The organism is Gaetbulibacter sp. M240 (assembly GCF_043876815.1).
GTDB lineage: Bacteria > Bacteroidota > Bacteroidia > Flavobacteriales > Flavobacteriaceae > Gaetbulibacter_A.
In genome coordinates this window covers 129454-156118 of the sequence record NZ_JBAWKA010000002.1, presented here as the reverse complement: position 1 = coordinate 156118, position 26665 = coordinate 129454, and the positions used below count along the sequence as shown (strand labels likewise).

Here is a 26665-nt window from a genome sequence, read left to right as displayed (position 1 = left end):
ATCATAGGATAGTTCGGCGCTTGAATTCACTCAATAAGATTCCGGTAGCCATGGCCACATTTAAACTTTCAGTCTCCTGAAGATTACCAAATCTTGGAATAGCAATTTTGTGCGTCACCAGCGCTTGGATCTTATCTGATATCCCGTTGGCCTCATTTCCCATAAGCAGAATACCACGATCAGGCAAGGTAGCTTGATATAAATTTTCGCCATCCATAAATGCACCAAAAACCGTTGTGTCTTGGTTACCGATGAAGTCGGCCAAATCTAAATAACTGATATTTACCCGCGCTATAGATCCCATAGTGGCCTGGACAACCTTCGGGTTATAACAGTCGGCGGTTTCCAAGCTACAGACCAGATCTGAAATACCAAACCAATCACACAATCGAATAATTGTCCCTAGGTTACCAGGATCACGAACGTCGTCCAGAGCCACGATCAGTTGGTTCATTACAACCGGTTTTGATTCTGGAATTTCAAACACTGCTAAGGCCTTATTGGGTGTTTTTAAAAAACTAATCCGTTTCAAATCACTTTCAGAAATTAAAATTTCCTTTTTGGCATCAAGATTGAAGGGTTCTGTGGTATAAACGGATTGTAATTTCATGTTGGAGTGCAAAAGCTCCTCAATGGTTTTCAGCCCTTCAACAACAAATAACTGGTCCTGAATTCTGTATTTCTTTTGTTTTAAACGCGTAATCTGTTTGATTTGATTTTTTGACAGCATAAGGCAGCGATCCGAATGAATTTATAATTTATAAAGAAAAAGAAAAAATATTAGTATTATTGGCTTTAATCGAAATTAATTAACGATAATATTAGGTTGAAATAATGTATTTTTGGCATAATAAAATAAGATTTCGAGAGGTTAATAACAAGAAATTGTTCGAACCAAACAAACTAAAAATAATCATTTGAAGAACTTATCCTTGAGAATACTGTTGTCAGCGCTAGTCCTGCATAGCTTTACAGGCTGTGATGCGGTAAAACGAGTATCGGATAATGAGTATTTACTTACCAAAAATACCATCAATGTAAATGGTAAAAAAGATAATTCTGAAACCCTAAACAACTTATTATATCAACAGGCCAATAAAAAACTAGCAGGTATTCCGTTGCGGTTGTACTTTTATAATTTGGCACGTCCAAACATCGACTCTATTATAAAGAGCAATATAACCGCTAAACCAAAAAAAAGGGAGCGCCTCGAAAAGTGGTTATCTAAAAAACAACTCGACAAATACATGGATTCCCGACGGGGATTAAATAATTGGTTCAAGAAAACAGGTGAAGCTCCTGTAATTTTAGATGAAAGCAGGGCCGACAAAAGCCTGAGTCGCATCAATAGTTACTACATTAATAACGGTTGGTTTGATGTGGTTTCGGGTTACAACATCACAAAAACAGATAAAAAACGCGCTGCCGTAGAATATAATATCGAATCGGGACCAGCCTTTATAATTGATTCGATATACCGAGAAATAAGAACCCCTATTATAGACACCATTTATCAAAAAAATAAAGAGGAGGCCTTAATTTATAGCGGGCAGCAATACCGCACTTCAAATTTTGAGGCTGAGCGTGAACGTATTGCGATCAAGATGAGAAATTCGGGCTTATATCACTTTAGCCAGGATTATATAACCTTTGAAATGGATACCATTGGTACCAATAAAAAGGTAAATGTCGGTTTAAAAATTCAAAACAGAGAAATCCGAAAAGACGGTGAGAATATCACGCGTCAACCTTTCAAAGTATATGAAATAAGCGATGTTAATATTATCACTGATTATACTTTTGAAGATCGGAACAAGCCCTTTCAGGATTCTATTCGTTATGCCGGTTTCAATTTGTACAGCTATGGAAAAATGCGTTATCGGCCGAAGGCTATAACTGATGCCGTTTTTATAACACCTAATCGTATTTTTCGTGATATCGACAGAACACGTACCTATCGATATATCAGTGAGCTTCGTACATTCAAATACCCAAATATCCAGTATTACGAGAACGAGGAGGATCGTACACTGTCTGATACTATAAAACTTACGCCTCTGAAGAAATTCAGTTTGGGTTTTAGTACGGATATATCGCAGAGTAACATTCAAACCGTAGGCCTCTCCCTAAATCCGAGTGTTCTTATTCGTAATATTTTCAGAGGTGCGGAAACCTTTCAGATCTCAGCTTTCGGATCGATTGGTTCCTCAAGGGATAAGAATAATACCTCCGACCCCTTTTTCGATATTAAAGAATATGGTCTGGATTTAAAATTAACCATACCACGACTGTTTTCACCTTTTTATACCGAAGGGATCATCCCAAAATATATGTCGCCCAGCACACGGATCAGTTTGGCTGCCTCTAGTCAAACAAACATAGGACTGGATAAACAAACCCTAAGCGGCACGTTTAATTATAACTGGTTTCCAAATGATAAGGTTACCAATAAATTCGATCTTTTCAACATTCAATACGTTAGGAATTTAAATATTGAGAATTACTTTGGAGTCTATCAAAACTCTTTCAAACTCTTAAATGACATTGCTCAAGATGTAAATTATATTCCACGTGGTGAAAACCTTAGTATTCCTTCAGGAGCGAACGCTTTTATTAATTATGCTCTGGATGAAAATCCACCACAGGAAATCTCAACCACACAACGCCAAACTATTAATATTATCAACGAGCGGAAAAATAGACTAACAGAAAACAACCTGATCCTATCTTCGGGCTTCAGTTTTGTAAATGATGAACGAACCAATCTTTTTGATGAAGATTTCTCTATTTTCAGATTCAAATTAGAACTCGCCGGAAATTTATTAGCCAGTGCTTCCAAGCTTTTTGGCTTACCTAAAGATGATAATGGGCGTTACGAACTTTTTAACGTTGCTTACTCGCAATACACAAAAGTAGAATTAGATTATATCAAACATTTTGATCTGGGCAAAAAAAATGTTTTGGCTTTCCGCAGTTTTGCAGGTATTGCCATTCCGTACGGGAACTCGGCTAACATTCCATTTGCAAAAAGTTTCTTCGCAGGAGGCCCAAACGACAACCGTGCCTGGACGGCCTATAGCCTTGGCCCTGGACGTTCTCAGTCTACCAATGAGTTCAACGAGGCTAACTTTAAAATTGCCTTTAATATCGAGCAACGCTTTAATCTTTTTGAAAATCTTAATGGTGCTATTTTTGTTGATGTTGGTAATATCTGGAATGTTTTTGACAATATTACAGACCCGGCTGCTACCTTCAATGGCTTTAGCTCTTTGGAAGATCTTGCTGTGGGATCAGGATTTGGTTTGCGTTATGATTTAAGCTTTTTCGTTTTCAGATTCGATGTTGGGTTTAAAACCCACAATCCAGCCTCAGATTCAAGCGGTCGTTGGTTTAACGAATACAACTTTAAAAATGCCACCTATAATATTGGTATAAATTATCCGTTCTAAGGCCTTTTTTAAAGGTATAAAACTATAACGTTTTAGTATCTTTTAGTGCTTTCAAAGCACAAAAGAACAGGTATTTATTTAAAAATTAATTACTTTTGATAACTCAATAAAAAAATCAAACTTTAAACATGGGACACAATATAAAACCAGGCGTTGCAACAGGCAAAGAAGTTCAGGCTATTTTCGATTATGCCAAAGCAAATAGTTTTGCACTTCCGGCAGTAAATGTTATAGGATCAGATACGATCAATGGCGTGCTTGAAACAGCCAGAGATTTAAACGCCCCCGTAATTATTCAATTTTCAAATGGTGGCGCACAGTTCAATGCCGGTAAAGGCTTAGGTAACGACGGCCAAAAAGCCGCTATTGCAGGTGCTGTTGCAGGTGCCAAACACGTACATACCTTAGCTGAAGCTTATGGTGTTCCGGTAATTTTACATACCGACCACTGCGCTAAAAAACTATTACCATGGATCGATGGTTTACTGGATGCCAGTGAAAAACACTTCGCCGAAACCGGGAAATCATTATTCAGTTCGCATATGATCGATCTATCTGAAGAACCCCTTGAAGAGAATATCGAAATTTGCAAAACATACTTAGAGCGTATGAGTAAAATGGGCATGACCTTAGAGATCGAGTTAGGTATTACAGGTGGTGAAGAAGATGGTGTAGATAATTCAGATGTAGACGATTCTAAGTTATATACACAACCAGAAGAAGTTGCTTATGCTTACGAAGAATTAAGCAAGGTTAGTCCGCAATTCACAATTGCTGCTGCATTTGGAAATGTACATGGTGTTTACAAACCCGGAAACGTAAAATTAACGCCAAAGATTCTGAAAAACTCACAAGAATATATCACTGAAAAATATGGTGTGGAGCACAATCATATCGACTTTGTATTTCATGGTGGTTCTGGATCCAGCGTTGAAGAGATTCGTGAAGCCATCGGTTACGGTGTGATCAAAATGAACATCGATACTGATCTTCAGTATGCTTTCATGACTGGTATTCGCGATTATATGAATGATAAAGCCGAATATTTAAAATCACAAATTGGCAATCCGGAAGGTGACGATTCACCGAATAAAAAATATTACGATCCACGTGTATGGTTACGCGAAGGGGAAAAAACTTTTGTAGCGCGTTTAAAAAAGGCCTTTGAAGACCTTAATAACGTAAATACTTTATAACAAGTTAAAACCGTTAGAAAATTAAATCCCGCCTGAGGCGGGATTTTTGTTTATAATAAAAAGTCGTTGGGCGTTACCCCAAAATTAAAATAAAACTTTAATTTTGCTGTCAGGCTTTCCGCTTTACCTTTTTAAAAAAGGGTATCGCTGCAATCCTTAACGCGATTGAGAAGCGTTTAAAGTAACCACAACTAAAAGTAAATTGTATGTCTTGGTTTAAAAGAAAAACAAAAGGAATTACTACCACAACCGAAGAAAAAAAGGATACCCCTAAAGGCCTTTGGTACAAATCGCCGACTGGCAAGATTGTAGATGCAGAGGAGTTAGAAAAAAACTTTTATGTAAGTCCTGAGGACGGCTACCATGTGCGTATAGGCAGTAAAGAATACTTTAAAATTTTATTTGACAACAACGAGTTCAAAGAATTAGATGCCAATATGGAATCTAAAGATCCATTAAAATTTGAAGACACCAAAAAATATCCCGATCGTTTAAAAGCGGCTCAAGAAAAAACAAAATTAAAAGATGCAGTAAGAACGGCCGTTGGAAAATCGAAAGGTAAAGATCTGGTGATAGCCTGTATGGATTTCTCCTTTATTGGTGGCTCTATGGGTAGTGTTGTGGGTGAAAAAATTGCGCGTGCTGCCGATTACTCCCTAAAGAATAAAATTCCGTTTATGATCATCTCCAAATCAGGTGGTGCCCGTATGATGGAAGCTGCATTATCCTTAATGCAATTGGCTAAAACATCTGTGAAATTAGCTCAATTAGCTGAGGAGGGTATTCCATATATTTCTTTATGTACCGATCCTACTACAGGAGGAACCACAGCATCATTCGCCATGTTAGGAGATATTAATATTGCCGAACCAGGTGCCCTGATCGGTTTTGCCGGTCCGCGTGTGGTAAAAGACACCACCGGAAAAGAATTGCCGGAAGGTTTCCAGACCTCAGAGTTCTTACTGGAACATGGTTTCCTGGATTTTATTACGAATAGAAAGCAGTTAAAAAACAAGGTTAATCAATACATCGATCTCATCACGAACCAGCCGTTACGCGCATAAATTGAAAAACTGACCTAAAAGAAAGATTGTTTTTTCAGATTAGCTTGTAAATCAGTAATATTTACTATATTTGCCGCCTGAAAGAAAGCCTTTCAACATACATAACAATCATTTACAACAATATTAGCATGTATTTAGCAAAAGAAGTAAAAGAAAAGATTTTCGAAAAGCACGGTAAAGGAAAGAACGATACCGGTTCAGCTGAAGGTCAGATCGCGTTATTTACGCACAGAATTAACCACTTAACAACACACCTAAAAAACAATCCAAAGGATTTTAATACAGAGCGTTCGTTGGTAAGTTTGGTAGGAAAGCGTCGTGCTTTACTAGATTACTTAACTAAGAAAGATATCTTAAGATATCGTGCGATAGTAAAAGAATTGAACTTAAGAAAATAAAAGGAAAGAGGCTTTTTAAGCCTCTTTTTTTTTACATTTGCGTTAGGGATTGTAGCGGCATCCTTTTTTGAGTATCAAAAAAGATAAAGCGAAAAGCCCGACCCGTGAGGGAAACGCCCATAAAAATTACTCTTGCGTGAGAGTTTAAATACCGCGCTAGAAGAAGCTGATACAGTTTTTCATTGGTCTGAATTAAGGCAATTAAATTGCTTTACACAACAACTACACTACACAACACAACGACCATTGTTTAATTATTTTGAGCACATATGTGCTTGAATGTCAATACAATATTATGATTCCAAAAGTTTTTAAAGAGGTCATTGACCTCGGTGACGGTAGAGAGATTTCTATTGAAACCGGAAAATTAGCAAAGCAGGCACACGGCTCGGTCGTGGTAAAGTCTGGAAATTGCATGTTGCTTTGTACTGTTGTTTCCAACTACAAAGCAAGTGATGTGGATTTTTTACCATTAACGGTAGATTACCGCGAAAAATTTGCAGCCGCAGGACGTTATCCTGGCGGATTTTTTAAGCGTGAAGCACGCCCTAGTGACGGTGAAGTGCTTACCATGCGTTTAGTAGACCGTGTGTTGCGCCCGTTATTCCCAAAAGATTATCATGCTGAGACCCAGGTGATGATTCAATTGATGTCTCATGACGCTGAGGTGATGCCTGATGCTATGGCTGGTTTAGCCGCTTCTGCAGCGATCCAGTTATCGGATTTCCCTTTTGAATGTCCAATTTCTGAGGTTCGTGTAGGTCGCGTGAATGGTGAATTCATTATTAACCCATCATATTCACAACTTGCTGAATCGGATCTTGATATGGTTATCGGTGCTTCTGAAGATTCTGTGATGATGGTTGAAGGTGAAATGAAAGAGATCTCTGAGGAAGAAATGACTGAAGCCATTAAATTCGCTCATGAAGCGATCAAATTGCAATGTCAGGCTCAAGTAAAATTAGCGGAAGCCTTTGGAAAAAAGGAAACTCGCGAGTATGAACTTGAACCGGAAGATGAAGCATTAGAGAAGAAAATCTACGACCTTGCTTATGATAAAGTTTATGCTGTCGCAAAAGCCGGTTCGTCTAAACAAGAACGTGGTGCTGCATTTGCAGAGATAAAAGAAGAGATCGTAGCTTCCTTTTCTGAAGAAGAGCAGGAAGAGCTAGGTGATCTGATCTCTAAATACTATGCCAAGGCTGAAAAAGCGGCCGTTCGTGACCTTACATTGAATGAAGGTTTACGTCTGGATGGTCGTAAAACAAATGAAATCAGACCGATCTGGTGTGAGGTAGATTATTTACCATCTACACACGGCTCCTCAATCTTTACTCGTGGTGAAACACAAGCTTTAGCAACGGTAACGCTTGGTACCTCGCGAGAGGCTAACCAGATTGATATGCCGTCATTCGAAGGTGAAGAACGTTTTTATTTACATTATAACTTCCCTCCTTTCTCAACGGGTGAAGCCCGACCAATTCGTGGTACATCACGTCGAGAAATAGGTCACGGTAACTTAGCACAACGTGCTTTGAAGGATATGGTACCTGAGGATTGTCCGTACACTGTGCGCGTAGTATCTGAGATCTTAGAATCGAATGGTTCATCATCGATGGCTACCGTATGTGCTGGAACAATGGCCTTAATGGATGCCGGAGTACAATTGAAAAAACCAGTTTCAGGTATAGCCATGGGATTGATCACTGATACAGAAAGCGGAAAATTTGCTGTTCTTTCTGATATTTTAGGTGACGAAGATCACTTGGGTGATATGGACTTTAAAGTAACCGGTACCGCTGATGGTATTACAGCTTGCCAAATGGATATTAAAGTTAAAGGATTGAGTTATGAAATTCTGGTAAAAGCCTTAAAACAGGCTCGTGACGGACGTTTACACATCCTTGAGAAAATAACGGAAACTATTGCAACACCAAACCCAACGGTGAAAGAGCATGCTCCTGTAATGGTAACAACACGTATTCCTAATGAGTTCATTGGTGCTTTAATTGGCCCTGGTGGAAAAGTAATTCAGGAATTACAAAAAGAAACCGATACGACCATTGTTATTAACGAGGATCCCGTTACCGAAGAAGGTATCGTGGAAATTTTAGGTGTTGGTAGCCAGGGTATTGATGCTGTTATGGCAAAAATCAAATCCTTGATGTTCAAGCCTGAAGTTGGAAATGTTTACGAAGTTAAAGTGATTAAAATGTTGGATTTTGGTGCTGTTGTAGAATATACGCAGGCTCCAGGCAACGAAGTATTACTTCACGTTAGTGAACTGGCATGGGAACGTACTGAAAATGTAACTGATGTGGTTAATTTAGGTGATATAATCGAAGTGAAGTACTTTGGAGTTGACCCTAGAACCAGAAAAGAAAAAGTATCACGTAAAGCTTTGTTGCCAAAACCTGAAGGCTACGAATCAAAGCCACGTAGCGGAGGTCGTGATAATCGAGATAACCGTGGTAATCGTGATAGTCGTGATAATCGCGGAAGAGATAATCGCGGTAGAGATAATCGCGGACGCGATAACAGAAGTTCCAGAGATAACAACGACGATTAATCGTTTTGAATCTATACTAAAAAAACCGCTTCAGAACTTGAGGCGGTTTTTTTATTTAATCATGGGTATAAACGAATTCTAGTTAATTCCCCCAAAACAACAATTCTGTTCTAATTCAATAACTGCTACAGTGATAAGTATTAAAGGTATTCCATAGGTTAATACGGTTGACATGGTCCTGTTTTTAATTCTTACACGTTTTACATCGGCTTCATTCAGCTCTGTTCTCTTATAATTTTTAACTCCGTAGAATTTTCCATTCTCTGCCATAATTTTATTATAAGTCATGATACTACCATCATTCATTACAACTTTTGTTCTGATAAATTCTTCGGAGGCTTCAGAAAGCGTTTTGGGCTCAGCGCGATAAACAACACAACTTTGAAATAAAACCAAAGTTGCTAATAGCGATGCATAACTCCGGATGTGATATTTGAGTGATTTCATAATTTTTAGTTTTTTTCTATACCGCGAATGGGTAGTACGATTCAACAGCGTATAAGTTATAAACACTATAATTGTGTTCTTAAGGTTGATGTTTATAAATGAAGTCCAACAGACTGTTTTAAAATTTAGTATGAACCAGTCTCAAAAATTGATGCGGTTTTTTTATTTCTAAAACTCATTTGTTCCAACTGGACTTGGTAATCCTAATGTAATTGAATTCTTGACAATAGAATGTAAACCTATAATAACCGTAATCGACACAACTATTGTTAACATGATTGACATTGTTTTATCTTTTGTTTTAATAGATTTTAAATGATTTTCATTCAATTTTACCTTTATTAAAGTTCCCTTTGATCTCTTTATTCCATAGAAGCTGCCATTCTCCTCTGTAATAAATTTGAATTTTGACACCTCACCCTCTTGATTTACAACCTTGGATCTGGCATGGGCTTTGGAGGCCTGGGACAAGCTACTGGGAGCAGCTTTATACACCGTGCAACTTTGAATAAATATTAAAATTGAAAAAAGGATTGCGAGGCTTTTGATGAATTTTTTAAGGCGCTTCATAACTTTGACTTATTACATTAATGAAAGGATTATTTCTTTTGAAATTCAGAATAGAAATACGAATTTGTAATATTGACACCCATCGTTTCGGGATCGCAAAAATCTGTGTCGTACTGCCCTACCCTTAAAATATCATCTACAATTTCAAAATAAGTGATCTCAGTTTCACCGAATCCCTCTTCGATGACAAAAAGTTTGTCGTCCACTATTTTCCAAGTTCCACTTGAAATACCATCTTCCTCACAAACATTATTATATTCATAAAAATAGCTTTGTGAAAATGTACCATTGGCTTTTACCTCTAGTATCCCCTTTTGCTCACAGGTCGAGTAATTTTCCTCATAGTTAATTTCCGATGCACAAGCGGTTACAAATTTTATTGGTTCCCAGCTACCAACAAATTTGTTGTCTTCAACCTGATCTATTACAGCTTGTTCATCGCTTTTGGAACATCCAGTGAGCAAGAAAATAAATAATAAAGCTTTTAATAATTGGTGTAAATTTTTCATGATATTATATTTTAGTTGTTATGATTTGGCTGCATTATTTTTTTGAAGGTTTGCCAATTCGCTTCATTTCCACTAATCATAATGACCATTGGATCTTTAACAAGGTTCAACAATCCTCCTAAAAGGCCACCACCTAAAGTGCCGAGAAGTCCAAAAGCAAAGGCACCCTCGGAGGCGCTATAGCCAACCCAGGAATCAGGATCTGAAGTTCCAACTCCCAGAGCTACACCTAGGGTTCCGCCAGCTACGGCACCAATAACGACATTATTAACCCCGGATCTTTTTGTTTTGATAAATCCGATTAGAGATTTATTAATGGTAGTAACTTTCTTTCCCTTCTTTAGAGCCACAAGACTATCATTTACATACAAAAAGCGTCCTTTTTCGATAATATCTCCGGTTTGTGAGGATACGCGTAAAAATCCTTTGTAAGGCTTACCAGTTTCCTGAGCCTGAGCATAAACATTACTTGTTATTAACAGTCCGAGTATTATTAGTTTTAAAATTTCAATTTGACGTTTCATGATTTTTGTTTTTAAGTTGAATTACTGAGTTATTGTTTTAAAGGTTATAGCTTATACACATTTGAAATTGGTATCCTTCAGCCTGGCCAAAACCACGCTTATCAAAGTTCATAAGGCCGCAGAGGTATCTGGTCTTTATATTTAGTTTCTGATTCATTGGGATGACAAGGCTGAACCGAATACCGACATCGATGTCATCATAAATATTTTGCCATTTTATCATCTTATTGATCCCGTTAAAATCTGATTGAAATAGACCAGAAAACACCGGTTCAAATTGTGTATTTACTCCATTCGAAATTTGAAAGGTCAACTCTTTTTTTTCTGAATGCTTCTGATCTTTTCGAAGGGTTTGCTGAGCCCAAAGCGGACTACTAAAAAAAACAAGTATTAATATGTGAATTGTGGTTTTCATAATAAGTTGACAAAAGTGTTACACAACTGTTACAAAGATGTATGAGATGCCGATATTTTATGTCCGATAAAATCTATAAAGCAAAATTTCGGACACATTCAATACTTGTTTTAAGTTCAAAACCCTGAATTGATAATCCATTGTATCCTAGGAGGGGAGAATTATAAAGGCTTTATTGAGAATTATTGACCTTATTTTTTTGAAACCAGGCGATGGCATCTTCGACCCCCTTATCTACAGGTGTAAAGACCATCCCTAAGTCATTTTTTGCTTTTGAATTTACATAAAACACATTGGAACAAAGCGCTTTCATATTGTTACTAGAAAATTGTGTTCTAAAACCAAAGTATCTGGCCAGATCTCCTAAAAAACCCAATCCGAATAATATACTTTTAGGAATTGGTAACATCATTTGCTGTGATTGAGTTTTCTTTTTTAGCAAATTAAAAAATGCTCTATAGCTCATATTTTCATTGGTCAGCAAATAGGTTTCTCCTGTAGCTCCTTTTTTTAAGGCCTTCACAATTCCTAATGCAACATCCTCTACACATACAAAACTCTTTCCCCCAGGAGGATAAAGGACTATCCGTTTATTTAAACCATGGAGTATAATTTTTCCCGAGCTGGGTTTGCTATCGTAAGGCCCGATCATAAATGATGGATTAACCACAACAACCTCTATTTTAGATGTCATGGAAAGGACATAGTCCTGGGCCTTTTTTTTACTGATTGAATAGGATGAATCAGAAAATGGTTTCTTGATCGCCTGGGTCTCACTTCCTGGATCGTTTTTAGGTCCAAAACCACAAACATTCGCAGTGCTCACAAAAACGAACTTTTTCAACTTCATTTTTATTGCAGCCTGAACCACTTTTTTGGTTCCTCTTAAATTTATATTTTCATAAGCCACATGATTGGCCTTTGGATCTGTTAAGGCCGCACAGTGAATAAGTGAATCGCAGTTTTTTAATGCCGCTTCCAGATCAGCGAAATTGGTAATATCTCCTTCAATTAATGTTAGATTTTTATGTTCATACCCGACATAACGATTTTTATCCCGCAAGAATCCAGTGACTTTATATCCCTGGTTCAAAAGCTCTATAATGGTATTTGTACCAAGCAATCCATTCGCTCCTGTAACAAGTACCCTTTTAAATGTCCTCATCTTATAAAGTAGTTTTTTGAAAAGCTGATCTTACATGTCTTCTTCGAAGAAATCCTCATCAATAGCATTTTCTTTTATTAACTGATAATGATAATACAAAGCTTTTTGCAATTTATACGATCGGTATTGAAAGCCATGTTCCTTCGCGTAATTCGCTATTTCCCTGGTTACTTCAGGGGCATAGACCGAACTGATATTGGGAAATAAATGATGTGCTAAATGAAAATTAAAATTTCCCATGATATTTCGGGTAAACCAATTGTTTAATATAACATCATTCGTTGTATCAAATTGATGTGCAAACCAGCTGGATTCTAATTGACCATGATCATTGGGCACCGGAAATTCACTTTTATCATTAACATGAGGGGGAAGTAAAGAGACCAAGGCAAAAATACTGCCAACGGTAAACATGATGAAGAGCCCCAGAAGAGCAGTATAAACCTCAACCCCCAATATCACAGGGATAAATACAGTATAAAATAAGAACAGTCCCTTGAACAGAAATAGCTTGAAGTATTCGATAGTTGGAATCTTACAAACCTTTTTTATGGCACGCTTTTTAAGAAAAAAGTCTTTAAAATCTCGTAATAGTATCCAATTAAGTAAATACATTGGATACAAGAAAAAAATAAGCCAAGACTGGTTTCTACTTATGAAAGTTGCCTTTTCATGCTTAAACACTTTAATAAGACCGGTTTGTTCAATATCAGAATCCCACCCTGCGATATTTTGATAATTATGATGCAATAACACATGACGCTTTTTCCAGATATAACTATTACCCCCAAGAAGATCAAACAAAATAATTAAGGCATTATTCCATCCTCTCTTTTTAAATATGTTATGATGAATAGCGTCGTGAATTAGGCTCACAAAAATCAATACAGATATAATACCTAAAAAAGCATAGAAGGTATAAAAAAGAGCAGCGTTTTGTTTAAAATTAAGTGCTAGCAAATACACTGCTATGAAAGCTAATGGCATTAATATTACAGCATAAATTTTTTGATGCTTTCGCTTATCAGGCAAACTTCTTATTACATTTTTCAAGCGGTTTCTCAAGGTTCTAAAATGTATATTATCTTCGAGGTTTTGTTTAAAAATAATTTGTGTTTCCATGGTGTAAGAATGTAAAATGGTTAAAGAAAAAATCCAAATATGCTTTGAATTATGAATCAAACACTGGTCTGGAGTTTTCCGGGAGGAAACTTATCGAGTTCACGATTTGTCAGGCGATCTTTAATAAATTCAGGAAGTATTTTATTTAAGAACATTAAACATTGATTTACAAATCCTGGAACTAAAAGTGTTTTATGTTGCAGCATCGCATTAATGGCGATGTTGGCAGCTTCTTCAGGGTTTAGTACCGTTTGTCTGGTTACCCAACTAACCAAGCGATTTTGATAACACAATCTTGTGGTTGTATTTAATCCACCCGGACAAATAGTGGTTACCGAGATATTGTGCTGTCTTAATTCCTTATTTAGAGTTTTTGAAAAAGCCGTGATATAAGATTTTGTAGCACCATAAACCTGCTTTTTAGGTAGGGTGAAAAAACTGGCCATACTGCTTATATTCAATATACCTGCACGCTCAGATTGCTTAAGATTATCAAGAAGCAACCTAATTAACAAAGTTGGTGTTGTCACATTTACCGCAATTTGTTTCAAAATAAATGTCGTGTCCAAGGTATCGAATAAGCCCCGACTTAATACGCCCGCATTATTGATAAGGTATTGAATACTTATCTCATGTTTATGAATGTATTCCAGAATACTAAAACAACTTTCTGTAGTACTCAAATCCATTTCAAGATATTGTACATCAACGTCAAGATTCGTTTTTATAAATTGTGCCAAAGCACCTAATCCGGAATTCGGCAAAGCAATGAGTAATAAATTCATTTTTCGTTGTGCGCAATCTAAGGCCATGGCTTTACCAAAGCCCTGACTTGCTCCTGTGATTAATGTGTATGTTTTCATGACTGAAGTTTTATATGTTGAATGGTATGTTCCAATCCCATTTTTAATTGGGTAGATTTATATTTTAAATTCTCGATAGCTTTCTGAGAGCTTGAAACCCGATGCACAAACAAGGCATCTAAAACCCGTGGTCTTATTTTTACCGGGACTTTAAAAAGTATCTGAAGTGCATTCATAAAGGAGAAAATAAACCGTAATACTTTATAATTGACCTTGATGATCTTTACCTTGCTTTTGGTCAAATCTTTTATCAATTCGAACAAATTGGCATAATCCATATTTTCGCCTCCGATAATAAATTTTTCATTTATTAATTCACTTTTCATAGCCAGAATATGTGCTTTTAACACATCTTGAATAAACACGTAATTGGAACTTACCTCGAGCTTATCCGGCACGATCATAACCCGCTGACTTAGCATAAGTTGGATCAATCGGTTCACACCATTTGAGAACGTATTCAAACCAGGACCATAAACTTTTGATATGCATAAGGTCATGCATGGAAGACCCTTTTTAATATAACTCTCTACAAGTTCTTCGGCCATACTTTTGGTAAGCTCATAATCGTTGGCATAGGACGTAAGTCTGGGCTGCAATTCGGTAATTGGTACTGTTTTATACGAAGGTCCAAAAACCGAAAGCGTACTGGTATAGATCACTTTTTTAATCTTTAACTCCAAAGCGGCGTTCAAAACATGTTGGGTTCCTTTAACATTAGTCTCGTAAAAACAAGAAATATCATTACAATTAAGGTTTGTAAAAGCGGCTGTATGAAATACATAATCACAATTTTCCATAGCTCTAAAAACCGTTCTGGAATTACAAATATCTCCTTCAAAAGGAATGATATTCTTGTGGTTAGGAATTTTGGGAGACTCAATATCTCTTACCAAGGCATGAACAGTAAAATCCAATTCTGCTAATTCTAAGGCTAACTGATGGCCTATGTAGCCTGTAGCTCCGGTTAAAAATGCTTTCATGATAGGATTGTTGTTTTAGTTTGTTTATAAAAAATGGTTATTTCATAGACTGTAGAAAGAGTAGCATGCATAATAAAAGCGTACCAAACGCTTTGAGTGAAGTATGTGAATAAGCAGAGTACGACACCAAATGGGATAGATCCAAAAAGTTCTTTCCGGGAATCAAAGGCATGAATCAGTACATATAACAAGGTGTTATAAGCAATAGCTTCCCATAAACTGAAATGTTCTAATAAAGAAAAGAAAATGACCCCTCTAAAGAAAAACTCATAAGCAAGTAAAAATAGCAGACGAAGCATAAAATAACCCCAGGCCTTAGAAAAGCTATAGTAGCCTGACTCAGAATATTCACTCTCGTCTCCATTAGAATTCCGATATGCTAATAAAGCTGATACGAATAGTAGGATCAAATAAGGTATGAGCACATGCAAAGGCGCAATTTCAATGGTATTTAAAGTAAATTGAAACTCAGTCCAAGTAAAGTAAAAAAACACTCCAAAAATCATGATCCCCAGGACGTGTTTCATATTTAAAAACAATAGACCATTTCTGATCATCAAAGCATGTTTCAGATTTAATATACCAAGCTTCTTATATATCCAGCTTATGGCGAAATAGGTTACGAAAACCGTAGCGATAAGCACCCAAAGTGTTGTTGAAATAGTCATGATGCAACAGGTATTAGGTTCACATCAAATAATTTACTATTAGCTTCTACCCCAATACACTTTCCATCTCGATAGTGAAAAATATTGTATTTTCCTTTCTCAAAAACAACCTTATATTTTCCCTCTCCTAACGATTCTATGCCTAACATTTGGCCGGCATTATCGCAATACACGAATTTCTTAGATTTCGGTTCTTTAAAATACAGGCTGACCAGATTTAGAGATATGGGTTTTAAGGATAATACTTCTTCACTTCCATCCCGGTTTAAAAGGTATTTGTTCTTTTTGTAAACCAGTTTATGATTTGATTTCACTTTATTGTTTACCGATCTGTAAACACTGGAATAGACGAGTATACCATCTTTAAAAATGGCTTTTTCTTCTCCCTTGATACAAAATTTTAAAAGTAAATTAGCGTTGATTGTACTTTTTAGATGGTACACCGTTGCCTCGTTTGATGCATCACGGCTAATAGTAATAGTTCCTAAAACCTTATTATTTTTAACGATATTGAAGGTTTTTTGGTTTGGAAGGGTGTCAGCCTGAGCGTAGCAAAAACTGAGCAAAACAACAGCGGAAATAAGTTTTAGCTTTTCTAAACCTTTTACAAACCGCAATTTTAATTTCAATATGAATGCATTTTTTTGCATTCTTCTGAGAAAATAAACAATGAGCATGGGTATCATAATTATACGTTTTAGATTATTTGATAATCCAAAAGTATTTCACCCTAATGGTTTAGATATCCAAGAAAATCTTAGAAGTAATAATCAGGATGTCCAACGATAATCTCGGACATTTTGATGAATATGAATACTTTATTCTCTATAGGTGGAGATATTCCTTTTGATTTAGTCATATCCTGATTTTTATATTCCTACTTTATGGCACTAACTACAACAATATTATTATCTGGGGTAAAAACCACAATGAACGTTTCTTATATAAAACAACCAAAAACCACTTTTTTCACGATTCAAATCTCTTGGGTTTAATACTAATTAAATCTATCGAAATAACTTAAGGCTTAAAATGATACCCATCAGTTTTGGTTCTATCAGGAATTTAAATTTAAAGGGATATTCTCAGGACTTAAAAAATGAGGAGGTCAAAATTCAAAACCCATTTAAATAATGGATTTTCAAAATTGTTCACGATAAGAGGTCGGCGTTTCAGAGGTGAATTTTTTAAACGCAGAATAAAAGGTGGATTTAGAATTGAATCCGCATTCTAAACCAATGGCTACTATGGTATAATCACTAAAAGTGTCATCTGATAAAAATCGTTTGGCCTGAGCAACACGAAGAGAATTTATAAAATCAGAGAAATTATAATCGCTATAGGAATTAATCAGTTTAGAAAAGTAACTTTTACTCATCCCCAATTCGGCTGCCACAGCTTCCATACTAAGCAATGGGTCGAGATATAATTTATTTTTAAGGATGTGACTTTTGATGGTATTGAAATCGTTCTCGTGTTTTTCATTGAAGAAGTCATCAGTTTCACTGGTCCCTGAATGAACATTCGGTGAAGTGATGAGTTCAGATTCATTTTCTAAAGTGCTTCGTAAAACAATACGATCCCGAAGTACATTATATTTATAGACACCTTGATAGCCGATCCAGTACAATAATATAGATGAGCTTAATCTAAGGAACAGATAGGGAATTTCATTACAAGTTTCTTCATTAACACCGAAACAAAGCTTTATATCTAAGGAAAGAGCGATAACCCAGATCAAAATGACAATAGCACCAAGCCTAATAAACCATTTGATCCAACTTAGATCATCAAAGGATAATACAAAAGAAATTAATTGATGTCGTCTGAAAATAAGTAAGCACGCATTAAAAAACAGGAACAAGGCATACATTAAATTAAACACATCTTCTATTCGGGTATAATCTTCCATTAATGAAGATTCATTACCGTGAATGGCGTGTGTATAATAATCATAGGATATGAAACAAAGTCGAAGGGCTATCTCAGCAATAAAAATGACCAAAGAGGGTTTTAAAAAATCTTTAACCTTATCCTGAACCTGTAAGTAATGCGTGGTAAAGGCATAAAACATGGGAAATATCAGTAGATACCATGGAATTAAAAGTTTCTTTAAAAGGAAAATATCATCGAACAAATGATATTCTGTGATAATGGCTTGTAGATTATTTAGAGAGAGAAATAGAACCGTAAGATTAAGGAAGATGATAACTTTATCACATTTTTTTTTTAAAAACATGGTAACAAGGTTAAACGCGAAACCTTGAATTACCCCTGCAATTAATAAAAAATTTACAATCTTAATCAATGATACTCAGTAAAAAAATTTACTAAATATAAGTAATTCAGGAATTTAATTGAATATCTGATTTTAATTTTTTACTTACAAGAACGTAATAAATATACTTGTCTATGATAGGAATTAACGGGTTCCTAAGATTCATATTCTTTTTTATGGCGGTATTTTTAAGCATGGTAATTAATTTTTTAAATCAACCTTTAATTGTTCTGGTACTAAATTACTTGTATTTTTTGTAGTTCATTAGACAATTTGTCCAATTAATTCTACTTTTTTTCTTAATTTTCACAAACCCAAAGCCATGTTCTTCTAATTTTCTCAAAAAATGCAAGAACAATTCATACAATTTCTAAAGAGTAAAACACCGGACAGCACCTCATTCGTAGATGAAATCGCAGGAGTTTTGGATATCGGGTACGATGCGGCTTACCGTCGCATTAATTTAAAAACCAGTTTATCTATTGACGAAACTGTAAAACTGGCCAAACACTACAAAATCTCTCTAAACAAACTATTCGAGGTTGGCAGCGAGTACAGTATTTTAACCGATTTATCACCTCCGGTTCACAATGTAGAAGGTATAAATATGTGGCTTATAAAATCCTATGAGAACTTAATTCCCTTAACGAAATTAAAAGGTTGTTCTGTTATTTATTCCGCTAAGGATATCCCTGTTTTCCACACGCTGAAAGATTCATATCTATCACGATATAAAATTTATGTTTGGTTGAAGGATGTAGATCCTGAATTATCAAAAAAGAAGGTGACCTTCGATGACTTTATCAAAACCATTCCCAAAGATTTACTTGAAAATGCGTTTCGCTTAAGTAAAGTTTACAGCAACATCAATATAACAGAGATCTGGAACAATACGACTATAATAGGTACTTTACAACAAGTTTTATATTATTTTGAAGCCGGTGCCATTTCAAAAGATCTCGCTTTAAAGGTGTGTACAGATTTGGAAGAGGTTATTAGACACATAGAAAAGCAAGCGATACAACAATCATTAGTAGGACCTAAGGGTGAGGCTACCTACAATTTATTTGTAAATCACACACATACCATGAGTAATACCATTATGGTAGTTACCCCGATGCAAAAAGTGTTTTTCACACCCTTCACGGTTATAAGCTATTTAAAAATTGAACATCAACCCACCTGCGAGCTCATGCATGAGTTTCTTGAAAAACAAATGAGTAACTCTAAACTGCTGGTGAATGCCGGTGAAAAAGACCGATCACTGTTTTTCAATAGAATGCATCAAAAAATTAACCGATTAAGAGAACGCATCCGAATTGACGATGATGCATTCGATTTCGAGTAATGTCTGCGGAGGAGAAGTAAAACCGTTAAACACTGTTAAAAATTTGCTTTTGAGCTAATTTTAGTTATATTACTTCTTAGCAATAAAACGTTTTTACTATGATTCAAGCCGATAAAGATAAATATTCAGACATACTGGAAGATTCCATTCATTACCTCGAAAACCGCGGTTATGAAGATATTAAAGCCGATATGGAAGGATATGAAACTCCAAAATCCTTCAGAAAAGCCGGTAGCGATATCAGCATAACACCAGATATTGTAGCGATTAAAGAAGGTCGAAAGCATTATTTCGATATCAGTTTAAAATCTGAAAAACCTAATCTCCTGAAGTCTAAATGGTTGTTTTTAAACACATTAAGTAACCTAAAACAACACAGATTCAAGTTGATCACAAAACGTGGACACTACAAGTTTACTCAGGATATGCTAGAGGACATCAACCTGACAAATAATTCATTGATAAAAATTTAATTCATAATTACCTGAATTACAATTAGATAATTTATTTATTATCTTGATTTTACGAAAATATTAGACATTTTGTAACATTTAGTTTCTTTTGTACGTATAACCTACTGAACACCTATTTAAACATTACAGGAGAACTTAGATGAGACAATTAAAAATTACGAAGCAGGTTACCAACAGAGAAACCGCTTCGTTAGATAAATACTTGCAAGAAATTGGCAAAGTAGATTTGATTACTGCTGATGAAGAAGTTGAATTAGCACAACGGATAAAAGCAGGTGATCAGCTAGCTTTAGAAAAGTTAACCAAAGCGAATTTAAGATTCGTGGTTTCTGTTGCAAAACAGTACCAAAATCAAGGTTTAACCCTTCCGGATTTAATTAACGAAGGAAACCTTGGATTAATTAAAGCAGCGCAACGATTTGATGAAACTCGTGGTTTCAAATTCATTTCTTATGCGGTGTGGTGGATTCGTCAATCAATTCTTCAGGCATTAGCTGAACAATCGCGTATTGTACGTTTACCACTAAACAAAATTGGTTCTATTAACAAGATCAATAAGACTTTTGCCTTTTTGGAGCAAAGTCATGAACGTCCGCCTTCGGCTGAAGAAATTGCCAAGGAGTTAGACATGACGATCAATGATGTTAAAGAATCCATGAAAAACTCGGGGCGTCATGTAAGTATGGATGCACCGTTAGTGGAAGGTGAAGATTCAAACCTCTATGATGTTTTAAATAGTGGCGAATCTCCCAATCCGGACAAGGAATTATTACATGAATCCTTGAGAACCGAGATTGAGCGTGCACTGGAAACCCTAACACCCCGTGAAGCTGATGTAATTCGCCTGTATTTTGGTCTTGGAAATCAACACCCAATGACCCTTGAAGAAATCGGTGAAACATTCGATTTAACACGCGAGCGTGTAAGACAAATTAAAGAAAAAGCTATTCGTAGATTAAAACATACATCTAGAAGTAAAATATTAAAAACTTATTTAGGCTAATAATAGCCTAGATTACGGTAACAAACAGTTACAAATATAACTGTTCGTTTTTTGATTGATGAAAGAACCCCCGGCTGATTACCGGGGGTTTGTTCTTTTATAACATTCATCCATATTCAAGTAAAGAACTTTATTATCTTTGCTAAAAATAATACACCGAACCATGCATTCTAAACTTATTGCACCTTCGCTTTTAGCCGCTGATTTTGCCAATCTTGAACGCGATATAAAAATGGTAAACGACAGTAATGCCGATTGGTTCCACATTGATATTATGGATGGTGTTTTTGTACCTAATATTTCCTTTGGAATGCCAGTATTGAAAGCCATGACCAAGCATACCAAAAAACTGGTGGATGTACATTTAATGATCGTAGATCCTGATCGCTATATAAAAACCTTTGCAGATCTTGGAGCCAATATTCTTTCGGTTCACTACGAAGCCTGCACCCATTTACACCGCACCCTTCAAGCCATTAAAGCCGAGGGCATGCAAGCCGGTGTAGCCTTAAATCCGCACACCAATGTAAGCTTGCTTGAAGACACCATTAATGATATTGACCTGGTTTGTATTATGAGTGTGAATCCTGGTTTTGGTGGTCAAAAATTCATAGAAAACACCTATAACAAAATAGCACAACTAAAAGCTTTGATCGAAAGACGTGGAGCTTCAACACGTATTGAAATTGATGGCGGCGTAACTGATAAAAATGCCAAAGCATTAATAGATGCAGGAGCCGATGTATTAGTCGCCGGAAGTTATGTTTTTAAAAGTGCTAACCAAATAGAGACCATTGCCAATCTGAAAGCTTTGGCTAATTCCTAAAATTGATTTATTAAATATTTAATAAGATCTGTTGTCGTAACAATACCGACTAACTTATTATATTTTACAACCGGTAAAGCGTGAAATTCCCTAGACGCTAATATTTCCGCCACTTCCTTTATTGAGTTTGATGTAGAAACCGTGACAATATTTTGAGTCATAACCTGCTGGATGGTTAACATATTATAAACCAGAGCATCACTATCGTCAGTTTCCTCATTTTCATTAAAAAGATCCACAAAGCTTAATCGCAGCATATCTGTGTGACTAAGCATACCAATGACAGTACCCGAGGAAACAATCGGGATATGACGGATGTGGTGTTTTTTAAATAAAGTTTCAGCCTTTTTTAAACTATCAGTTTTTTTCAAAGTAATAACAGGCTCTGTCATTATTAATGAAACCGGTGCTTTACGTATCATTTGAGATTACTTTAAATTAGATACCTTAAAATTACCGTATAATGCAAAGTAATTTCATGACAAATGTCATGCGGATAAATTTAATAACCTCTCATGTTAAAATTGAGCATCTGTTTTACTTTAATATAGATCTGTGGAAACTGATCTTTGAAAACATGAGGCGTTTCAATAAAATTTTCAATGAGGACCGCTAGGAATTCAAAAGGATTGGTAAAAGCATAACTTCGTAAATATTGAGAATTTATTAAAGCTTCGCGAAGGTCTTTATCCTTTGAAAGTAAATGCAATAATTCATTAATAGACTCTCTGAATATGATCGAACTTATATCAGATTCCGTATTACTATTATAATGAATGGCATGAGCAAACTCATGGATCCCTAAATTTAAATTATCATTATCTATAGCATACCCTTTTTTAAAATCTTTCCATGAAAGTGCCAGAGCACTGAAAAATGGATTGAATTCACCTTTGTGATATTCCTGTTTGATCTGAGAATAAAAAGTTTCCGGATAAATAATTATGGTTGATACTGCACCTATTAAATAATCTCGAAATCCAAAAGTAAGCATCACCGCTGTGGCTGAAATTAATACTTGAACATGGCCATCAACAGAAATACCATCTCTACCAAGAAATTTTTTACTTTTTAAAAACGTTGCTAAGCGATGTTCAAAATAACGTTGCTCTCTTTTCGACAACTTGTTATAAAATAAAAATTGATCTTTTAAAATTTGCCTTTGTTCTGAACTAATAGTGCGAAGTTTAAAGTACCAATGGACAAAAAGCGGCCTTTTATAAATCAGCGAATAAATGCGCTCGAATAACCGAAATCCAAAAAACAGCATGACACCAATACAGGCTGTCAAAATTATCGCGGAGATAATATCTGACTCTAACTTCGTGTCTAAAAATAAAAACAACATGGATTTGGTGGCTAATAAATTTTTATTACCAAGCAATATATGATAAAAATTCTAAGATTCTAAAATAAAATGTGATGGAATAAGATCTAAATCTATTTTTAAGATATAATTATTATCTTTCACAAAAACCAATCCTTATGTCAATCAAACCATTAATCACTCTAGCCTTTTTTTCAATTTCTGTATTTTCTCAAGCGCCAAAATCAACATTATTATTAGAACAGCCTGATATGAATAAAACACATATTGCTTTTGTCTATGCTGCTGATATCTGGGTAGTTCCCATTGGAGAAAGAAACCCAATACGTATCACAAGTACGGCTGCCGTAGAAAGTGATCCGCATATTTCTCCCGACGGTAAGGAGATTGCTTTTACTTCTAACAGAACAGGAACTCCAAACATTTATACTGTCAGTATTGAAGGAGGCGAACCTAAACGTTTAACATTTCACCCTTCCGAAGCTCTGGTTAGGGGATGGTCAAGGGACGGGGCTTTTATTTATTTTGCCTCATCGAGAGAAACAGCTCCAACAAATTACCATAGGTTATGGAAAGTTAATAAAGAAGGTGGACCAACTACCAAATTAACAAAACAATGGGCTACGGATGCGCAATTTTCACCTGATGGAAAATCATTAGTCATTGATCAAATTAATCGTTGGGATAAGGAATGGCGCGTGTACCGAGGGGGTCAAAATAAACCTTTATGTATTCTAAATTTAAAGGAAAAAAGTGAAATTTTTATTCCCAATAATAAGTCCACAGATAAAAATCCGCTTTGGATAAAAAATGACATATACTTTATTTCCGACCGGGATTCTGTTATGAATATCTGGAAATACAACATTCCTTCTAAGGAATTGAAAGAAATCACCCATTTCAAGGGTTCCGATATTAAATCAATTTCAGGAAATGATAATACAATGGTATTCGAACGCGAGGGTGCATTTCACCTACTCGACCTTAATACAAATAAATCAAAACAGCTGGATATAATCATTACAAGTGATTTTCCTTGGGTTGAAAAAAATCTGGAGGATGTTAGTAAATCTGCAAGTTCTGTATCCCTATCAGCAACTGGCAAAAGAGCCATCATGGAGTCTCGGGGAGAAATTTTTACGGTTCCAACAGAATTTGGCGATACACGAAATATAACCAATAGTTCGGGTGTGGCAGACCGCAGACCGGTTTGGTCACCCAAGGGAGATAAAATTGCCTGGTTTACAGATATTGATGGAAAAGGCTATACTTTGCGAATCGCATCACAGGATGGTTTTACAGTGTTTAAAGATATACCTATTGAAGAATCAAAATTGGGTTGGGAGCCAACCTGGTCTCCTGATGGAAAATATATCGCTTTTGATGACGACGATGTACGACTACGCCTTGTAAATATTGAATCAGGAACTATTGAAACTATTGCTGTTGGAGGAACAAATCTGGAACGTGGTGATTTAGGTTTAAATTGGTCCCCTGATTCTAAATGGTTAGCTTACTCAAAAACCTCAGAAAATAATTTTAAACGAATTTACATTTGGTCGTCTAAAACCAAAAAATCAATGCCTATTACAAATGCTATGGCGCATTGTGTTTCACCAACCTGGGATTTAGATGGAAAACATTTATATTTCCTATCTAGTACTAATCTCGCCCTTGGTTCGGGATGGGCAAATACAAGCTCTATGATAGCTGATCCTGAATTTAACTGCTATGTATTAAATTTAAGAGAGGAAGACCCCTCCCCTTTTAGGCTTAGAAGTGATGAGGAATCAGTTAAAAACGAAGAGGAAATCAAAAAAGATGACAAGGATAAATCCACTGAAGATAATATGGTTCAAATCGATTTTAATAATATTGAAAATCGGATTATCCCTATCCCCATGCCTACCCGGAATTATCAACAGGTAATTGCTGGTCCTAAGGGAACCTTTTTCTTAGCAGAAAATATTGAAAATGAGTCGGGATATACCATTCATAAATATTCACTTGAAGAAAGAAAAGCTGATATTTTTACAGAAAAAGCAAGCCAGTTTACCGTTTCAGGAGATGGTAATAAAGCACTTGCCAAAATTGGGCAGTCTTGGCAGGTTTTTGATGCTAAGGTATCAAAAGGGAAGGGGGAAAATTTAGAGGTCAGCCTTAAAATGGATCTCGACCGACCTGCCGAATGGAAACAAATTTTTGAAGAAGCTTGGCGTTACCAGCGCGATTACTTTTACGATCCTAATATGCATGGAAGAAACTGGAATGTTGTTTACAAACGATATGCGCCACTTGTACCTTTTATTAAGCACCGCGCCTCCTTAAACTATGTTTTAGATCAAATGAATGGTGAATTATCTGTAGGGCATAGTTTTGTTTTTGGAGGAGATCTCCCCGAAACCCAAAACATCCCAACCGGACTACTCGGGGCCGATTTTGAATCGTCGAAAGGCAGATGGAAAATTACCCGAATATTCAATACGGAATCTTGGAATCCAAAATTATCCAGTCCACTAAGTCGACCGGGCATTCGTGTAAAAGAGGGCGATTATATTGTTGGGATTAACGGTAAAGAATTAAAAAGTACGGATAACCTATTTAAATTTCTTCAAGGCACCAGAGGCTTACAAACGGTGCTGCATATCAATTCAAAGCCTGATTTTGAAGGTTCTTGGAAGGAAACTGTAAAACCTATAACCAGTGAAAATGACCTGAGACAGCGCGCTTGGATTGAAGACAACCGAAGAAAAGTAGATGAATTATCAGGTGGAAAATTAGCTTATATTTGGGTTCCCAATACGTCTGGAGCAGGATTTACATATTTTAACCGCTACCTATTTGCACAACAGAATAAACTTGGAGCCGTAATTGATGAACGCTTTAATGGCGGCGGCCTATTAGATGATTACATGGTAGATTTACTGACGCGTAAACTTAGAGCAGCAGTGACTAATGAGGTCCCTAACGGAAAAGCCTTTAAATTACCTGCTGGAATCCACGGACCAAAAGTATTACTTATTAATGAGCTGGCCGGGTCTGGCGGAGATTACTTCCCATGGGTTTTCAGACATCAAAATGCGGGGAAATTAATTGGACAAACCACATGGGGAGGTTTGGTTAAATCATCGGTTCATTATGCGTTTATTGATGGAGGAGCCATGACGGCACCAGACAATGCTGTATTCGATCCGGTTAAAAATGAATGGATTGGCGAAAATAAAGGGATCGAACCTGATATTACGGTAAGACAAGATGCTAAATCTCTGAATGAAGGGAAAGATCCACAATTGGAGCGAGCCGTTCAAGAGTTATTAAAAGAACTAAAAAACACCAAAGAAATTGAAACTACACATCCTCAGTTTTCACAACCTGCCAAACAAAATTAATTGGAAATTTCATCAATGATGAATTACTTTGATGGGGTAGATAGTCTATAGAATTTTATTTGACCTAACGACAAAAAGC

General features: G+C 36.0%; 25 protein-coding genes. 10 read left to right on the top strand and 15 right to left on the bottom strand.

Going from position 1 to position 26665, the window contains the following annotated elements:
* Position 1: 1 nt before the first annotated feature.
* A complete protein-coding gene (locus V8G61_RS06105) occupies positions 2-730 on the bottom strand; it encodes a TrmH family RNA methyltransferase (protein WP_394874617.1) in 729 nt (242 codons plus the stop codon).
* Between the two features lie 187 nt (positions 731-917).
* Between V8G61_RS06105 and V8G61_RS06100 the strand changes: the two genes are divergently transcribed.
* The 5 genes from V8G61_RS06100 (at position 918) to V8G61_RS06080 (ending at position 8676) form a co-directional block, all read left to right on the top strand.
* Positions 918-3449, top strand: a complete 2532-nt coding sequence (locus V8G61_RS06100) for a BamA/TamA family outer membrane protein (protein ID WP_394874616.1) — start codon at positions 918-920, stop codon at positions 3447-3449.
* A gap of 128 nt (positions 3450-3577) precedes the next feature.
* Entirely contained in the window at positions 3578-4645 is a 1068-nt protein-coding gene (gene fbaA / locus V8G61_RS06095; protein ID WP_394874615.1) for a class II fructose-bisphosphate aldolase, read from the top strand.
* Between the two features lie 206 nt (positions 4646-4851).
* Positions 4852-5709: an acetyl-CoA carboxylase, carboxyltransferase subunit beta gene (gene accD / locus V8G61_RS06090; protein WP_394874614.1), complete on the top strand. Its 858-nt coding sequence runs from the start codon at positions 4852-4854 to the stop codon at positions 5707-5709.
* 128 nt (positions 5710-5837) lie between these two features.
* A complete protein-coding gene (gene rpsO / locus V8G61_RS06085; RefSeq protein WP_394874612.1) occupies positions 5838-6107 on the top strand; it encodes a 30S ribosomal protein S15 in 270 nt (89 codons plus the stop codon).
* A gap of 295 nt (positions 6108-6402) precedes the next feature.
* On the top strand, positions 6403-8676 hold the full coding sequence (locus V8G61_RS06080) for a polyribonucleotide nucleotidyltransferase (protein ID WP_394874611.1): 2274 nt from the start codon (positions 6403-6405) through the stop codon (positions 8674-8676).
* A gap of 78 nt (positions 8677-8754) precedes the next feature.
* Here V8G61_RS06080 and V8G61_RS06075 read toward each other — a convergent pair whose 3' ends face one another.
* From V8G61_RS06075 to V8G61_RS06020, 12 genes are all read right to left on the bottom strand, one after another.
* On the bottom strand, positions 8755-9123 hold the full coding sequence (locus V8G61_RS06075) for a hypothetical protein (protein ID WP_394874610.1): 369 nt from the start codon (positions 9121-9123) through the stop codon (positions 8755-8757).
* Positions 9124-9291: 168 nt separating this feature from the next.
* Complete coding sequence (locus tag V8G61_RS06070; protein WP_394874608.1) at positions 9292-9693, bottom strand: hypothetical protein; 402 nt, start codon at positions 9691-9693, stop codon at positions 9292-9294.
* Positions 9694-9722: 29 nt separating this feature from the next.
* Positions 9723-10202, bottom strand: a complete 480-nt coding sequence (locus V8G61_RS06065) for a lipocalin family protein (RefSeq protein ID WP_394874606.1) — start codon at positions 10200-10202, stop codon at positions 9723-9725.
* Positions 10203-10213: 11 nt separating this feature from the next.
* The gene (locus V8G61_RS06060; RefSeq protein WP_394874604.1) at positions 10214-10726 is read right to left on the bottom strand and encodes a hypothetical protein; all 513 of its coding nucleotides are present in this window, start codon (positions 10724-10726) and stop codon (positions 10214-10216) included.
* A gap of 37 nt (positions 10727-10763) precedes the next feature.
* Positions 10764-11141 carry a hypothetical protein gene (locus V8G61_RS06055; RefSeq protein WP_394874602.1) on the bottom strand — a complete coding sequence of 126 codons (378 nt, stop codon included), beginning with the start codon at positions 11139-11141 and terminating at the stop codon, positions 10764-10766.
* A 172-nt stretch (positions 11142-11313) separates the two neighbouring features.
* On the bottom strand, positions 11314-12306 hold the full coding sequence (locus V8G61_RS06050) for an NAD-dependent epimerase/dehydratase family protein (RefSeq protein ID WP_394874600.1): 993 nt from the start codon (positions 12304-12306) through the stop codon (positions 11314-11316).
* A gap of 30 nt (positions 12307-12336) precedes the next feature.
* A complete protein-coding gene (locus V8G61_RS06045) occupies positions 12337-13428 on the bottom strand; it encodes a fatty acid desaturase family protein (protein ID WP_394874598.1) in 1092 nt (363 codons plus the stop codon).
* A 56-nt stretch (positions 13429-13484) separates the two neighbouring features.
* Positions 13485-14291, bottom strand: coding sequence for an SDR family NAD(P)-dependent oxidoreductase (locus V8G61_RS06040; protein ID WP_394874596.1), 807 nt, complete (start codon positions 14289-14291; stop codon positions 13485-13487).
* The gene (locus V8G61_RS06035) at positions 14288-15274 is read right to left on the bottom strand and encodes an NAD-dependent epimerase/dehydratase family protein (RefSeq protein ID WP_394874595.1); all 987 of its coding nucleotides are present in this window, start codon (positions 15272-15274) and stop codon (positions 14288-14290) included. Before V8G61_RS06035 ends, V8G61_RS06040 begins: the two co-directional genes overlap by 4 nt.
* On the bottom strand, positions 15271-15942 hold the full coding sequence (locus V8G61_RS06030) for a CPBP family intramembrane glutamic endopeptidase (RefSeq protein ID WP_394874594.1): 672 nt from the start codon (positions 15940-15942) through the stop codon (positions 15271-15273). The genes V8G61_RS06035 and V8G61_RS06030 overlap by 4 nt, the downstream gene beginning before the upstream one ends.
* Positions 15939-16628 carry a DUF6134 family protein gene (locus V8G61_RS06025; RefSeq protein WP_394874593.1) on the bottom strand — a complete coding sequence of 230 codons (690 nt, stop codon included), beginning with the start codon at positions 16626-16628 and terminating at the stop codon, positions 15939-15941. The genes V8G61_RS06030 and V8G61_RS06025 overlap by 4 nt, the downstream gene beginning before the upstream one ends.
* 455 nt (positions 16629-17083) lie before the next feature.
* Complete coding sequence (locus V8G61_RS06020) at positions 17084-18181, bottom strand: helix-turn-helix domain-containing protein (RefSeq protein WP_394874592.1); 1098 nt, start codon at positions 18179-18181, stop codon at positions 17084-17086.
* A gap of 385 nt (positions 18182-18566) precedes the next feature.
* Between V8G61_RS06020 and V8G61_RS06015 the strand changes: the two genes are divergently transcribed.
* The 4 genes from V8G61_RS06015 (at position 18567) to rpe (ending at position 21870) form a co-directional block, all read left to right on the top strand.
* Positions 18567-19568, top strand: a complete 1002-nt coding sequence (locus tag V8G61_RS06015) for a hypothetical protein (protein ID WP_394874591.1) — start codon at positions 18567-18569, stop codon at positions 19566-19568.
* 98 nt (positions 19569-19666) lie between these two features.
* Positions 19667-20041, top strand: a complete 375-nt coding sequence (locus V8G61_RS06010; RefSeq protein WP_394874590.1) for a hypothetical protein — start codon at positions 19667-19669, stop codon at positions 20039-20041.
* A 139-nt stretch (positions 20042-20180) separates the two neighbouring features.
* Positions 20181-21044, top strand: coding sequence for an RNA polymerase sigma factor RpoD/SigA (locus V8G61_RS06005; protein ID WP_242085608.1), 864 nt, complete (start codon positions 20181-20183; stop codon positions 21042-21044).
* 163 nt (positions 21045-21207) lie between these two features.
* Complete coding sequence (gene rpe, locus V8G61_RS06000) at positions 21208-21870, top strand: ribulose-phosphate 3-epimerase (protein ID WP_394874589.1); 663 nt, start codon at positions 21208-21210, stop codon at positions 21868-21870.
* Here rpe and V8G61_RS05995 read toward each other — a convergent pair.
* Together V8G61_RS05995 and V8G61_RS05990 are read right to left on the bottom strand one after the other, a co-directional pair.
* Positions 21867-22292: a CBS domain-containing protein gene (locus V8G61_RS05995; RefSeq protein WP_394874587.1), complete on the bottom strand. Its 426-nt coding sequence runs from the start codon at positions 22290-22292 to the stop codon at positions 21867-21869. The genes rpe and V8G61_RS05995 overlap by 4 nt on opposite strands.
* Positions 22293-22372: 80 nt before the next feature.
* Positions 22373-23140, bottom strand: coding sequence for a zinc-dependent peptidase (locus V8G61_RS05990; RefSeq protein WP_394875293.1), 768 nt, complete (start codon positions 23138-23140; stop codon positions 22373-22375).
* A 215-nt stretch (positions 23141-23355) separates the two neighbouring features.
* Here V8G61_RS05990 and V8G61_RS05985 point away from each other — a divergent pair, with 215 nt between their 5' ends.
* Positions 23356-26586, top strand: a complete 3231-nt coding sequence (locus tag V8G61_RS05985) for a PDZ domain-containing protein (protein ID WP_394874586.1) — start codon at positions 23356-23358, stop codon at positions 26584-26586.
* Positions 26587-26665: the final 79 nt, after the last annotated feature.

What these genes read in the sequence shown, in the direction of transcription:
- V8G61_RS06030 (WP_394874594.1), bottom strand. Translation starts at nt 15,942, where the DNA reads ATGACTATTTCAACAACACTTTGGGTGCTTATCGCTACGGTTTTCGTA.
- V8G61_RS06075 (WP_394874610.1), bottom strand. Translation starts at nt 9,123, where the DNA reads ATGAAATCACTCAAATATCACATCCGGAGTTATGCATCGCTATTAGCA.
- rpe (WP_394874589.1), top strand. Translation starts at nt 21,208, where the DNA reads ATGCATTCTAAACTTATTGCACCTTCGCTTTTAGCCGCTGATTTTGCC.
- fbaA (WP_394874615.1), top strand. Translation starts at nt 3,578, where the DNA reads ATGGGACACAATATAAAACCAGGCGTTGCAACAGGCAAAGAAGTTCAG.
- V8G61_RS06025 (WP_394874593.1), bottom strand. Translation starts at nt 16,628, where the DNA reads ATGATACCCATGCTCATTGTTTATTTTCTCAGAAGAATGCAAAAAAAT.
- V8G61_RS06040 (WP_394874596.1), bottom strand. Translation starts at nt 14,291, where the DNA reads ATGAAAACATACACATTAATCACAGGAGCAAGTCAGGGCTTTGGTAAA.
- V8G61_RS05985 (WP_394874586.1), top strand. Translation starts at nt 23,356, where the DNA reads ATGTCAATCAAACCATTAATCACTCTAGCCTTTTTTTCAATTTCTGTA.
- V8G61_RS06010 (WP_394874590.1), top strand. Translation starts at nt 19,667, where the DNA reads ATGATTCAAGCCGATAAAGATAAATATTCAGACATACTGGAAGATTCC.
- V8G61_RS06005 (WP_242085608.1), top strand. Translation starts at nt 20,181, where the DNA reads ATGAGACAATTAAAAATTACGAAGCAGGTTACCAACAGAGAAACCGCT.
- V8G61_RS05995 (WP_394874587.1), bottom strand. Translation starts at nt 22,292, where the DNA reads ATGATACGTAAAGCACCGGTTTCATTAATAATGACAGAGCCTGTTATT.
- V8G61_RS06050 (WP_394874600.1), bottom strand. Translation starts at nt 12,306, where the DNA reads ATGAGGACATTTAAAAGGGTACTTGTTACAGGAGCGAATGGATTGCTT.
- V8G61_RS06065 (WP_394874606.1), bottom strand. Translation starts at nt 10,202, where the DNA reads ATGAAAAATTTACACCAATTATTAAAAGCTTTATTATTTATTTTCTTG.
- V8G61_RS06055 (WP_394874602.1), bottom strand. Translation starts at nt 11,141, where the DNA reads ATGAAAACCACAATTCACATATTAATACTTGTTTTTTTTAGTAGTCCG.
- V8G61_RS06060 (WP_394874604.1), bottom strand. Translation starts at nt 10,726, where the DNA reads ATGAAACGTCAAATTGAAATTTTAAAACTAATAATACTCGGACTGTTA.
- rpsO (WP_394874612.1), top strand. Translation starts at nt 5,838, where the DNA reads ATGTATTTAGCAAAAGAAGTAAAAGAAAAGATTTTCGAAAAGCACGGT.
- V8G61_RS06045 (WP_394874598.1), bottom strand. Translation starts at nt 13,428, where the DNA reads ATGGAAACACAAATTATTTTTAAACAAAACCTCGAAGATAATATACAT.
- accD (WP_394874614.1), top strand. Translation starts at nt 4,852, where the DNA reads ATGTCTTGGTTTAAAAGAAAAACAAAAGGAATTACTACCACAACCGAA.
- V8G61_RS06020 (WP_394874592.1), bottom strand. Translation starts at nt 18,181, where the DNA reads ATGTTTTTAAAAAAAAAATGTGATAAAGTTATCATCTTCCTTAATCTT.
- V8G61_RS06080 (WP_394874611.1), top strand. Translation starts at nt 6,403, where the DNA reads ATGATTCCAAAAGTTTTTAAAGAGGTCATTGACCTCGGTGACGGTAGA.
- V8G61_RS06035 (WP_394874595.1), bottom strand. Translation starts at nt 15,274, where the DNA reads ATGAAAGCATTTTTAACCGGAGCTACAGGCTACATAGGCCATCAGTTA.
- V8G61_RS05990 (WP_394875293.1), bottom strand. Translation starts at nt 23,140, where the DNA reads ATGCTGTTTTTTGGATTTCGGTTATTCGAGCGCATTTATTCGCTGATT.
- V8G61_RS06105 (WP_394874617.1), bottom strand. Translation starts at nt 730, where the DNA reads ATGCTGTCAAAAAATCAAATCAAACAGATTACGCGTTTAAAACAAAAG.
- V8G61_RS06070 (WP_394874608.1), bottom strand. Translation starts at nt 9,693, where the DNA reads ATGAAGCGCCTTAAAAAATTCATCAAAAGCCTCGCAATCCTTTTTTCA.
- V8G61_RS06015 (WP_394874591.1), top strand. Translation starts at nt 18,567, where the DNA reads ATGCAAGAACAATTCATACAATTTCTAAAGAGTAAAACACCGGACAGC.